This is a genomic window from Actinokineospora enzanensis DSM 44649 (genome assembly GCF_000374445.1).
GTDB lineage: Bacteria > Actinomycetota > Actinomycetes > Mycobacteriales > Pseudonocardiaceae > Actinokineospora > Actinokineospora enzanensis.
On sequence record NZ_KB894444.1, the window covers coordinates 1 to 11,232 of the forward strand.

Annotated in this window: 9 protein-coding genes and 1 pseudogene; 4 read left to right on the plus strand and 6 right to left on the minus strand. The window is 68.7% G+C overall.

Annotated elements, in window-relative coordinates; all coding sequences use genetic code 11:
• Window positions 1-84: 84 nt before the first annotated feature.
• The 3 genes from C503_RS0132715 to C503_RS48255 form a co-directional block, all read right to left on the minus strand.
• Window positions 85-582 (minus strand): DUF4265 domain-containing protein, encoded by a 498-nt coding sequence (locus C503_RS0132715; RefSeq protein WP_084477443.1) that lies wholly within the window; start codon window positions 580-582, stop codon window positions 85-87.
• Between the two features lie 655 nt (window positions 583-1,237).
• Window positions 1,238-2,116, minus strand: a complete 879-nt coding sequence (locus C503_RS0132720) for a DUF6461 domain-containing protein (RefSeq protein ID WP_281170552.1) — start codon at window positions 2,114-2,116, stop codon at window positions 1,238-1,240.
• Between the two features lie 55 nt (window positions 2,117-2,171).
• Entirely contained in the window at window positions 2,172-2,543 is a 372-nt protein-coding gene (locus tag C503_RS48255) for a NucA/NucB deoxyribonuclease domain-containing protein (RefSeq protein ID WP_018686451.1), read from the minus strand.
• Between the two features lie 113 nt (window positions 2,544-2,656).
• Between C503_RS48255 and C503_RS0132730 the strand changes: the two are divergent.
• Both C503_RS0132730 and C503_RS0132735 read left to right on the plus strand, forming a co-directional pair.
• Window positions 2,657-3,585, plus strand: a pseudogene (locus C503_RS0132730) (IS3 family transposase); the annotation flags it as partial.
• A gap of 347 nt (window positions 3,586-3,932) precedes the next feature.
• Window positions 3,933-4,634, plus strand: coding sequence for a creatininase family protein (locus tag C503_RS0132735; protein WP_018686453.1), 702 nt, complete (start codon window positions 3,933-3,935; stop codon window positions 4,632-4,634).
• A gap of 104 nt (window positions 4,635-4,738) precedes the next feature.
• Here C503_RS0132735 and C503_RS0132740 read toward each other — a convergent pair whose 3' ends face one another.
• Both C503_RS0132740 and C503_RS0132745 read right to left on the minus strand, forming a co-directional pair.
• Window positions 4,739-5,407 (minus strand): response regulator, encoded by a 669-nt coding sequence (locus C503_RS0132740; RefSeq protein ID WP_018686454.1) that lies wholly within the window; start codon window positions 5,405-5,407, stop codon window positions 4,739-4,741.
• On the minus strand, window positions 5,404-6,954 hold the full coding sequence (locus C503_RS0132745) for an ATP-binding protein (RefSeq protein ID WP_018686455.1): 1,551 nt from the start codon (window positions 6,952-6,954) through the stop codon (window positions 5,404-5,406). The genes C503_RS0132740 and C503_RS0132745 overlap by 4 nt, the downstream gene beginning before the upstream one ends.
• 91 nt (window positions 6,955-7,045) lie before the next feature.
• Here C503_RS0132745 and C503_RS41720 point away from each other — a divergent pair, with 91 nt between their 5' ends.
• A complete protein-coding gene (locus tag C503_RS41720; protein WP_018686456.1) occupies window positions 7,046-8,455 on the plus strand; it encodes a C4-dicarboxylate transporter DctA in 1,410 nt (469 codons plus the stop codon).
• 148 nt (window positions 8,456-8,603) lie between these two features.
• Window positions 8,604-9,899, plus strand: a complete 1,296-nt coding sequence (locus tag C503_RS0132755; protein ID WP_018686457.1) for a hypothetical protein — start codon at window positions 8,604-8,606, stop codon at window positions 9,897-9,899.
• Window positions 9,900-9,965: 66 nt separating this feature from the next.
• Here the strand turns inward: C503_RS0132755 and C503_RS0132760 are convergent, their stop codons facing one another.
• A complete protein-coding gene (locus C503_RS0132760; protein WP_018686458.1) occupies window positions 9,966-11,231 on the minus strand; it encodes a phytase in 1,266 nt (421 codons plus the stop codon).
• Between the last annotated feature and the right edge of the window lies 1 nt (window position 11,232).

Sequence of the window (11,232 nt, forward strand, 5' to 3'; positions counted from 1 at the left end):
TCACATGATCCCGCCTTGAATTGCCGGCAGACTATAGAGGCCGATCCAACTACGGCTGCATGCTTACATTTCGAGCGGTTCGCGCTAGGGAAACGATAGGAGTTGAGCCTGGTGAGGCTTCGAAATCGCTGATTCCTGAAATTCGATATCTCCGCGATCCTTGGCTGCTATCAACTCTGACCTGAGCGCCGCATAGTCGGTATCAGGCTTGACATCGACCGCATAGTAGGTCGCGTCGCTCATCGTTTCCCAGGCCGCACCGAAGCTCAAAAGCATCTGGTCCAGGGCGCTCCGGGAACTCGGGGACGTGACAAGGATCTGCACGGCAGAATGCCCCGATTCGGAGACGAACTTGTCGAAGACGACTTCCCGACGTTCATGGTCAAGACGCACAGCGATGATATCCCCGAACGCCACACCAATGCAATAGAATGGCGTATTTCGCAACGACAGATGTAGCTTGGTGTCAGTCTTTTCTGCCCAGAGACGCTCGTAGCGAACCGGAGGCCAGGTCGGACTTTCCTCTGGCAGGTCAAAGGTGACTCGGAATACTCGTCGATTCTCTTCAGGGTCAACACTCATTCGTCATCCAAAATAGCTCGAAGTTCCGAATCCCACACCGATAGGGGCTGTCACCCTTGCTGTTCACTCCGCCCCGATCCGCGACGGGCTGCAGTCGTTGCAGAAGGCCTTCCGCGAGGCCTCGGCCTACCCGGACTTGTGGCACCTCGCGCGGTTCGCCGAGGCGGCCTCTTACTGGTGGCGCGGCCCAGGCCATCTTTCTCGCGACCGGTGACCCGCGCGGGGCGAACGAGGTCGGCGGCCTGTGGCGGCGCTGCCCCCCTCGGGCTAGTAGGCGCTCGGGTCGGGCGCGCGACCATGCTCCGCGACGCGACCGACGCCGAACTTGTCCACGTCGGCGGGCGCCTGGTCGCCGTGATCGCCTAGGCCGCCGACACTTTGCCTGCCTGGTACCGGTGCGCTCCGAGGATATACCTGCCCGGGGCGGGGTGCTGCGTCTACGCCACACCCCCCGAGCACGGGGCCACGCCTCCGCTCGTCGACAGGCATCCCGTGTGCCTGGCGGTCTGGGGCCACGGCGCGCGGTCCCGCGCTGAACCAGCCCTAGGTCAGAGTCATCGAGCCGGATTCTGGGCCCCGCACCGTCGCCCTCCGCCGTGGCTTGATCTGAGTCTGGTCCGTTCGCCGATTCCGCTGCGGGCACCTTTGCCCAGCGTCACATCAATTCCATCAACCGCCGGTAGTCCCCACCCACCGCGCCGACCGCGTGCACAACCGCTGCCGCGTTCTCCCCGCCCAGCCGCGCCGCCGCCGCCGCGACCGCACGCGCCATCCCCATCGCCTCGGCCTGCCCACTGGCCATCGTCGCGACCCGCGCCAACTCCCTCGCGTGCAACGACAACACATACCGGACCGCGTCATCCCGTTGCAGGGCAAGCGATCGCGCCACGAGCTCCTGCCGCAGCACCCCGGTGTCCGAGCACGCCGCCCGAACCGCGCGCCGGACGAACTCGGCGTCCGGCCGGACACCCGGGTACGCGGCCAACAACGAGTCCGGATCACCAAGCCGGAACAGCTCATGCGACACCAGCAACGCCGCCTGCCGCCGCCGGTCCAACCATTCGGCCGTGACCTCGGCGCCGATGACTCTGCCGACCATCGTCAACGCGGACACCCGACCGTCGTCCACGAAGTCCAGGCCCGCCCAGTACCGGTCCAAGCTGCCCAGGTCGGCTCCACGCGCGTCCGGGAACTCCCCGAACTCGAACGTCATCAGCTCAACCCCGTCGCGCCAGTGACTCACCCGACTCACCGCGTTCACATTCCAATACACGGTCAGCGCCTCACCACCACCGGACAACCGCCGCAACGTCTCAGGCCGCGCCCCCACAAACCCGTTGTTCTCCAACAACACCGACCAAGCCCCCACCTCGGCGAACAACACATAGCCGAGATCACGCGGATAGGCCGCCTCCTGCGCTGCCCCCGCCTCGTCAAACGACATCTCGACGCCGTCCAGCGGAAAACCACCGTACCGGTCCACCGCCACACCAGCCGGGACACCACTGACCACCGACAGGCACAAAGGAACCATGACTCACCCTAACCCGCGTGGGGCTCGCACCACCCGAGCCCCACGCGGTCCGAGATCAGGGATACGTGAAACACCCGGTCTGCTTGTCCGGCGGCGGAGTCCCATCGATCCGGATGTAGAACGGGTCGAACGAGTCGAGAATCCGGTCGACCCCGTACCAGGTCTGCAACTCCCGCCCCGCGGCCCGGTTCTGCTCGGCGTCGATCGGGCAAGCCGAAATCCGCTTCCGGTCCGGGTCCGGCTGCACCGCGGCCCCCTGCCAGGTCGAGGCGAACGGGAACTCGTCGCAGTCCCGGCCCTTGATGGAGTAGATCGGGTCGATCTTGCGGCACTCGGCCTTGGCCCGCTCCCGGTTCCGCTCGTTCAGCCAGTCGAGCGTGGTCCGGTTCAACGCTTGCCGCTGCGGCGCGTCGAAGTTCCCGGGCACCGTCTTGCCGTCCCACCTCGGGTACGTCCTGCCTGGAACGTTGAACGCGTTCCAGATGTGGTAGGTCGCCTCCAGGAAGCGGGGTTCCGTGACCTTGTAGGTGAGGAACGGGGGAGGTCCTGCGCAAGGCCGCGGCCTATTTGGCGCAGGGCAACCTGCCGGGAAAATAGCCTTCCCGCTCGTCCGTGAACTGGCCGCGGCCAGCGCCTCGATCATGGTGCCGGTCGCGGTGACGTGCAGGGTGCTGGGCATCTCCCGGCAGGCCTACTACCAATGGTGCGCAGCCCCGGTCTCGCAGCGTGACTTCGACGACGCCCATCTGATCAACGCGGCGCTGGAGATCCATGCCGACGACCCGGCCGACGGCTACCGGTTCATCGCCGACGAACTCGCCCACCAGGGCTTCAGCGCCTCGGAGAACCGCGTGTGGCGGATCTGCTCCATGCAACAGATCTTCTCGTCGCACGCCAGGAGGAAAGGCCGTTCCCGCAAGGCCGGACCGCCGGTGCACGACGACCTCGTGCGCCGGGATTTCACCGCCACCGCACCGAACACCACGTGGCTGACCGATATCACCGAGCATCCCACCGGTGAGGGCAAGCTCTACCTGTGTGCGATCAAGGACTGCTACTCCAACAAGATCGTCGGCTACTCCATCGCCTCGCACATGCGAGCCTCACTCGCTCTCAGCGCGCTGCGCAACGCCATCGCCCTGCGCGACCCGGCCGGCACCGTGGTCCACTCCGACCGCGGCGCCCAATTCCGGTCGACGGCCTACCAGCGCCTGCTACGCGGCCATGGGCTGACCGGGTCGATGGGACGAGTCGGCGCCTGTGGCGACAACGCCGCGATGGAATCGTTCTTTTCATTGCTGCAAAAGAACGTTCTCGATACCCGGCGGTGGCGCACCCGGGAGGAGCTCCGGTTGGCGATCATGTCCTGGACCGAGACGAAGTACCACCGCAAACGCCGCCAACGCGCCCTGGGCAAGCTCACCCCGGTCGAGTTTGAGACCATCTACACGGCCACATCAGCGGCCTGAAAGACAGTCAGCTCCGGTGTCAACCGAAGTCTGGGCAGCCCCTATGTTGACTTCGCAATCTCCATATTTCCAGACAGAAGGTCGTCCCGTTTCACCGGCTGGCACATCGACAGGCCATGGCCCGAGAGTCACCAACGATCACAATAAGTGATTGTGCCGTTGCCCTGGCGGTACAGGTGGCTCGGAGTTCGACGACGATTGCCATGGAAACCCGGTCGCATCGAATCCGGGTGCAACTGGCGCGGATACCTGGCGTGTTGGAGTCGGTCGGGGCCGATGACGAGGCTATGCAGGCGGCTCGACTGGTAAAATCGCTGGGTCTTGACCCCGGCGAACGAGGGTGCGCGATGATCACCGTGGCGACGTCCACCGACGAGGCGAAACGCGGTGCGCGGGTCGCCGTTCTCCCGGTGGGCAGTTTCGAACAACACGGTGACTATTTGCCACTCGCTACGGACACGATTGTCGCCCAGGTGATCGCGGAGAGAATCGCTCAGCGATACGACCTGTTTCTCTTGCCGCCAATCACTTTGTCATGCTCGCACGAGCACGAGGGGTTCGCCGGAACCGTGAGCATCAGCGCCCAGACGGTGATCGCGGTCGTGGCGGACGTGCGCGCGTCGCTGGTGCGGTCGGGTATCACGAAACTGGTGCTGATCAACGGGCACGGCGGCAACTATGTGTTGTCGAACATCGCCCAGGAAGCCAACGTCACCGGCCCCGCGGTCGCCCTGTTTCCCGGGGCGCCGGACATCGCGGCGGCCCGTACCGCTGCGGGCATGATGAGCAACGCGCACGAGGACATGCACGCAGGCGAGTGGGAGACCTCGATCCTGCTGCACACCCACCCCAAACTTGTCCGCGACACCCACACAAGCGCCGACCATGACGCGTCCGACCGATCCCACCTGCACCTGCTGGGCATGGCCGGATACACCAAGACCGGCGTCATCGGCCAACCATCACAGGCGACAGCGGGCAAGGGTGAGCGCGCATTGGACTCGCTCACTTGGTCGTTCTCGGCCCTGCTTAACGCGCTTGTCGAGTAGCGTCACCCTTGCCCAATTCCATGGTTGGCCGCGCATGACATCGCCGACAACCATCCCCGCAACCCCGACTCGATCGCCTTGGCCGACTACGTTGGTGCGAAGGTTCAGTCCGCGGACCAGCGGTACCAGACCTCCGGTCGTCCCACTGCTCCATAGCGTGGATGGCGGGTTGCCTGGGTGTGGTCGGCCAGGTGTTCCAGGTATCGCCGCGCCGTCACGCGGGACGTGCCCACCGACTCGGCTGCAGCAGTCGCTGACAGGCCGTCCGGGGCGGTGCGTAAGGCGGACGCGATCAGGGCCAGTGTCTCCTGGCTCATTCCCTTGGGCAGCGCCTGCTCCCCCGGGCGCAACAACCCGAGGGCGGCGTCCACCGCCGCCTGGTCCAGTGCCTCTCCATCAGCCTGCTCCCGGAACCGCGCATACCCCACCAACCGGTCCCGCAGCGCCGCGAACGTGAACGGCTTCAACAGGTACTGCACAACCCCCACCGACACTGCCGCCCGCACGACAGCCAGGTCCCGGGCCGACGTCACCGCGATCACGTCGGCCGTGTTCCCGGCCGCACGCATCGCGTTGACCACCGATAACCCGTGGCCGTCCGGCAGGACCAGGTCCAGCAGCACAAGGTCGATCGTGGACGAGCCCAGGAATCGCAACGCGTCCCGTCCCGTGTGTGCAACTCCCGCAACACGGAACCCGGCCACCCGTTCCACATGCAGCCGATGTGCGTCGGCCGCGACCGGGTTGTCCTCCACCACCAGTACCTCGATCACACCGGTACCCGCACCGTGAACACCGCTCCCGGGCCCTGTCCCACTTCGATGACGCCCCCGGCCCGCCGTACCGCCTGTCCCACCAACGCCAGTCCCAATCCGCGACCGTCCTCCTTCGTCGACCAGCCCCGCGCGAATGCCGCCTGTCCCGCAACCAATCCCGGGCCGGTGTCCGAGATTCGCAACACGAGTTCGCGACCATCCACCCGCGCCGCCACCCGGACCTCCGGTCGGCGGCCGCCTTCGACCGCTGCGTCCACCGCGTTGTCGATCAGGTTGCCGAGGATGGTCACGAGGTCACGGGCGCAGATCGGGAGTTCCGCCGGGACATCCGTGTCCGGTTCGACGATCAGCTCCACCCCGCGTTCGGCCGCGTCGGACGCCTTGCCCAGCAACAGGGCCGCCAGCACGGGCTCGGACACCGCCGCGACCACCTGGTCGGTCAGTCGTTGTGCCAGTTCCAGTTCCTCCGTTGCGAACTCGACCGCTTCCCGGTTCCGTCCCAGTTCCACCAGCGAGACCACGGTGTGCAGCCGGTTCGCCGCCTCGTGGGCCTGGGAGCGCAGCGATTCGGCGAAGCCGCGCATGGTGTCGAGTTCCCCGGTCAGTTCCTGGAGATCCGTCCTGTCCCGCAACGTGATCACCGTCCCGAGCACCCTTCCGTCGAACCGCACGGCCGAGGAGTTGACCACGAGTACGCGGGTCGCGGTGAGGTGCAGTTCGTCGCGCATGTCCTCGCCTGCCAGTACTCGTTCCACAAGTTCCGGCGGGAGTCCCACCTTGTCGATGCGGTGTCCCTCCGGGTCGGGAGGCAGGTCCAGCAACGAGCGCACGCCGTCGTTGCACAGCGTCACCCGGGAGTCCCGGTCCAGCAGGATCAACCCCTCGCGGACCGCGTGCAGGATCGCCTCGTGATGTTCGATCACCCGGGTCAGCTGGTCCGGGGCCAGGCCGCCGGTTCGTCGGCGGAGCCTGCCCGCGATCAGGACCGAGCCGACCAGGCCGACGACGAGGGCGACCAGGGCGATGCCGAGCAGTGCCACCACCCGGGCACCCACCTCGGCACTGATCGCCGTCAGTCGGACACCGGCGCTGACCAGGGCGATCACTCGGTGGTCCTGGCCGAAGACCGGGACAACGGCGCGCACCGACGGCCCGAGGGTGCCGGTGTAGGTCTCGACGAGGGAACGGCCTGCCAGGGCGTCGGCGGTGTTTCCCAGGAACCGGCCGCCGATCATGGCCGGGTTCGGGTGTGTGTACCGGATCCCGGCCGTGGACATGATCGTCACGAAGTCGATGCCGGTGTCGGCGATCAAGAGGTTCGTGTAGGGCTGCAATGTCGCGGTCGGATCCGGCCCGGACACCGCCCCGACCACCGAGGGCGCGTCGGCCACCGCCCGAGCCAATGTCGTCGCCTTGGCCGCGCCGGACTCGCGTGCCCGTTCGGCGACATCCGACCAGGCCAGCGCGGCGCCACCGACCACCAGCACGGTCACGATCAGCAGCTGCGGTACCAACAGCCGCCGCGCGAGGCTCCATCCGCGCATCCGACACCCCCGAACTCAATGAACGCAATGGTGACCGGCGCCATACCGCGGCCTGATCGTAGGGCGACCCACCGCCCCGAGGGAGGTCCCCGTGCGTCGAGATCGCACACATCTGCTGTACCTGGCCGTGCTCGGCGCCGTGCTGCTCGGCGTGCTCGTCGGCCTGCTGGCCCCGGCCACCGGCAAGGCGCTGGCGCCGCTTGGCACCGGTTTCGTGGCCCTGGTGAAGATGATGATCAGCCCGGTGATCTTCTGCACCATCGTGCTTGGCGTCGGCTCGGTGGCCCGCGCGGGCCGGATCGGCCGGGTGGGCGGGCTGGCGCTGGGCTACTTCCTGGTCATGTCCACGGTCGCGCTGGCGATCGGCCTGGTGGTCGGCAACCTGCTGCACCCCGGCGACGGCCTGCACCTGACCGACGCGCTCCGGCACACCGGCGCGGCCCAGGTGAAGGGCGCCGACAACACCAACGACTTCCTGCTCGGGATCATCCCGACCAGCCTGTTCTCCGCGCTCACCTCCGGCCAGGTGTTGCAGACGCTGCTGGTCGCGTTGCTGGTCGGGTTCGCCGTGCGGCTGCTGGGCCCGGCGGGTGAACCGGTGCTGCGCGGTGTCGGTCACCTGCAGAAGCTGGTGTTCCGGATCCTGGCGATGATCATGTGGGTGGCCCCGGTCGGCGCGTTCGGCGCGATCGCGGCGGTGGTCGGCGCGACCGGGTTCGCCGCGCTGAAGAGCCTCGCGGTGATCATGCTCGGGTTCTACGCGACCTGCGTGGTGTTCGTGGTCGCGGTGTTGGGGCCGTTGCTGTGGGCGGTCGCGCGGATCAACCTGTTCGCGTTGTTGCGCTACCTGGGCCGGGAGTTCCTGTTGATCCTGTCCGCGTCGTCGTCGGAGGTGGCGCTGCCGCGACTGATCGCGAAGATGGAACACCTGGGCGTGAGCAGGCCGGTCGTCGGGATCATGGTGCCGACCGGGTACTCGTTCAACCTGGACGGGACCGCGATCTACCTGACCATGGCCACGCTGTTCGTGGCCAACGCGACCGGCGCGCCGCTGTCGGTGGGCGAGCAGGTGTCGCTGCTGCTGTTCATGGTGATCGCGTCCAAAGGCGCGGCGGGTGTCAGTGGCGCGGGATTGGCCACGCTCGCGGGCGGGTTGCAGGCGCACCGGCCGGGACTGGTGGACGGGGTCGGGCTGATCGTGGGCATCGACCGGTTTATGTCCGAGGCGCGCGCCCTGACCAACTTCGCGGGCAACGCGGTCGCCACCGTGCTTGTCGGCACCTGGACCCGCGAGATCGACCGTGACCGGGCGGACGCCGTCCTCGCCGGACGGCTCCCGTTCGACGAGTCGTCACTCACCGTCACCGATGACGGCCGGTCGGCGGCGCCAGACGTCGACCAGGGTGAACATCCGGCATCCGGACTACCGCGACCACGCGTGGAAGTGGAGTCCCGTTCGTCCGCACGGGCGAACGCACCGGAAGACGCACGGGAGTCGTAGCCTGGGCCCCGGTCCACTCGTTGAACCACGCGAGCCGCCCGTCACCGATGCCCCCGGTACGGGCGGTTCGGCGCGTCCGGGACGAACACTTGATCACGAGTCGGCGACGCCCCCGTGCACCGTACGCCCGACCACGTACCGTGCCCCCATGACCACTCGCTGGGCGTTCCTCACCGCGCTCGCCGCCACCGGCGCCCTGCTCTTCCGCCACCCTTTCGCCTTGTGGGCCACCAACACCGGCTGGGACGTGGTGTGGCTCGTCCCGGCGGCGGGCGCGCTCGGTCTGTTCCTGGTCTGGCGCTTCCCCAGCCGCGCCTGGCCGTGGTTACTGACGGCGGGCGCGGCGGGCGCGTTGACCGAGGCGGTCCTGTGGATCGACAACTGGCCGATGGCACGCTCCGACGAGGAACTGCTGGGTGTGCTCCAGACGGAGTCGTTGCTGTCTGCCACCTCGGCGACCGTGCTGTTGATCGGGGTGCTGGGCGGCGCGGCACGCCTCGTCGCGCTCGACCGGTCGATGCAGGGAATCGCGCTGACCGGGGTCGCGGTGGGCATGTGCACCGTGGGGGCGCCATTGGCGCTGTCGTTCATCGAACCCTCGACGTGGGAGGTCGTTCCGTTCGTGGCCGCAGGCGTCGCGTTGGCCGGGGCGGTGGGCGCGATCCTGGTGACGTGGCGGGACCAGCACGTGCCTGCCGGGCGGCCATCGGTGTTGGTCAGTGGCGTGTTGGCGGTTCTCGCCTGTGCGGCGGTGGATGTGTTCACCGTGGTGAACCCGCCTGTTGGCGCCCAGGACGAACACGGGATCGAGATCGACCGACAGGCCGGAGTGGTCGCGTTGTCCGCAATGGCGGTGCTGGTCGTGCTGGCCGCGTGCACCGCGTGGCGGGCGGCGTTGGAGACCACCGCGTTGATCGTCGTGGCGACCGTGGGCGTCATGCTGATGCGGGTGGGCACGGCGCCCGCGCGGCCGGACGTGGCCCCGGACGCGTCGGGGCCGGTCGTGCTGCTCGTGACCGTGGCCGTGTTCGCGGTGGCGGCGTTGTGGCGGCATCGGGCCTGGCTGTTCGTGGCCGTGACGGCGTTGGCGGGCGTGTTGGTGCCGTTGCTGGTCAGCCCTGATCGGTCGACGGCGAGCGGGGTGGCGATGCTGGTCGTGGGGGCGGGGCTGGTCACACTGGCGGGCGCGGTCGTGGCCGAGCGGGCCGGTGGCGCGCCGGGGGTCGGGGTGGTGTTGGCGGGCCTGATCGGGGTGGCGGCGGCGCCGTTGGGGGAACGCGGGATCCTGACGTTCGATCCCGGGTTCCTGATGGGGGACGACGACCGGCTCACGTGGTGGATGGCGGTGCTGCTGGTCGGCGCGGCGGCACTGGTGGCGGCGGGAATGCTCATCGGCGGGCGCCGTCCGGAACCTGCTCGCGCCGAGATGCCCGTCTCGGTATGAGCGTTCGCATGTGGACACTCACGGCCCACCCCGACGGTTCGGGGTGGACCGTGATTCCCAGTCGGTCTAGTCGATCGCGGCGGCGGCGCGCTCCCAGGGGACGAACTTGAAGTTGGTGCTCTCACGGCCGTCGTTCGGGGTGTTCTCGCCGTCGTGCAGGACCAGCAAGCCGTGCGGGAAGTCCGGGCCCAGCGGGACAGTCACCACGGCCGCGCCATCGCTGTGCTGCACACCGTCCACTGTGGAGGAATCGACGACCGCGAAACCTCCGGTGTAGCGGGCGCGGCGGGACAGGTCATAGGCGGCGAAGGTGCTATCACCCTGGCTGGAGGCCAACAGTAGGCGTTCGCCGTGGTGGCCCGCGGCGATGGTCAGGCCCTCGGCGTCGGCGGACAGGTGGGTGCCCGCGGTAGGCGAGGGCGGGCCGGTGAAGGCGCATTCCTCGGTGGCCGGGTCGTAGGTCGCGGGGCGGCCGAACTCGCGGACGCGGTCGACCGGGGTCGGGGTGCCGAACCGGCCTGCGCGGAGCGGGATCCGCCAGACGCCGACGTCTTCCTGGGCGGCGTAGAGGGTGCCGTCGGCCGGGTCGAACACCATGCCCTCGACCTGCGGGCCCTCCCCCGGCTCCGCGCACGGCGACCACGTGCCGCCGGGGACGCGGAAGGTGCTCGGCAGGTCGACGGTGTCGGTGCGGCGGTAGGTGACGCGGCCGGTGCCGTCGTCGGCCAGGCGGAAGACGCCCAGGCGGGTGTCGTGGCGCCTGCTGACGACGACCCACGGCGCGCCGCCAGCCGGGTCCGGGGCGACGGCGAGGCCGTAGGCGGTGCGCTGGTCGTCCACCTCGGCCTCGGTGGCGCTGAACGCGCGCGGCGGGTTGGCGGTGGTCACGTCGGTGAGCGCGCCGCGCCGGTCGATCGCGTAGACGCGGATCCGGTCGCGGCCGCGGTCGGACACCACGGCGAGGTCCAGGGTCCGGCGGCCGATCCGGGCGCCCTGGACGATGTCGACGTTGTTGAACCGGCCCGGCTCGGCGTCCGGGGTGGGCGCGGGCGGGGTCGGCAGGTGCTGGACCTGGTTGCCGCGCAGGTCGAAGACGGCGAGGCCGCCGTTCTTCAGCGTTCCCACGACCCGGCTGCGGTCGGGGTGCGCGTGGTCGACCCAGATGGCCGGGTCGTCGGCGTCCGCCTTGCCGCCCGCGGTGTCGTCGTGGTTCGGCGGGGTCTCCAGGACGGCGGTGATCGCGGGCAGTGGCGCGGCGGCGGCCGGGAGGGTCAGGGCGGTGAGGAGGGCCAGGGAACCGAGGGTGGCTGCGGTGATCCGTGTGGCACGCATG

Bases quoted from the DNA above. Each gene is read 5' to 3' on its own strand.
- C503_RS0132715 (WP_084477443.1), bottom strand. From the start codon at position 582: ATGAGTGTTGACCCTGAAGAGAATCGACGAGTATTCCGAGTCACCTTT.
- C503_RS0132720 (WP_281170552.1), bottom strand. From the start codon at position 2,116: ATGGTTCCTTTGTGCCTGTCGGTGGTCAGTGGTGTCCCGGCTGGTGTG.
- C503_RS0132735 (WP_018686453.1), top strand. From the start codon at position 3,933: ATGATCACCGTGGCGACGTCCACCGACGAGGCGAAACGCGGTGCGCGG.
- C503_RS0132745 (WP_018686455.1), bottom strand. From the start codon at position 6,954: ATGCGCGGATGGAGCCTCGCGCGGCGGCTGTTGGTACCGCAGCTGCTG.
- C503_RS0132755 (WP_018686457.1), top strand. From the start codon at position 8,604: ATGACCACTCGCTGGGCGTTCCTCACCGCGCTCGCCGCCACCGGCGCC.
- C503_RS0132760 (WP_018686458.1), bottom strand. From the start codon at position 11,231: ATGCGTGCCACACGGATCACCGCAGCCACCCTCGGTTCCCTGGCCCTC.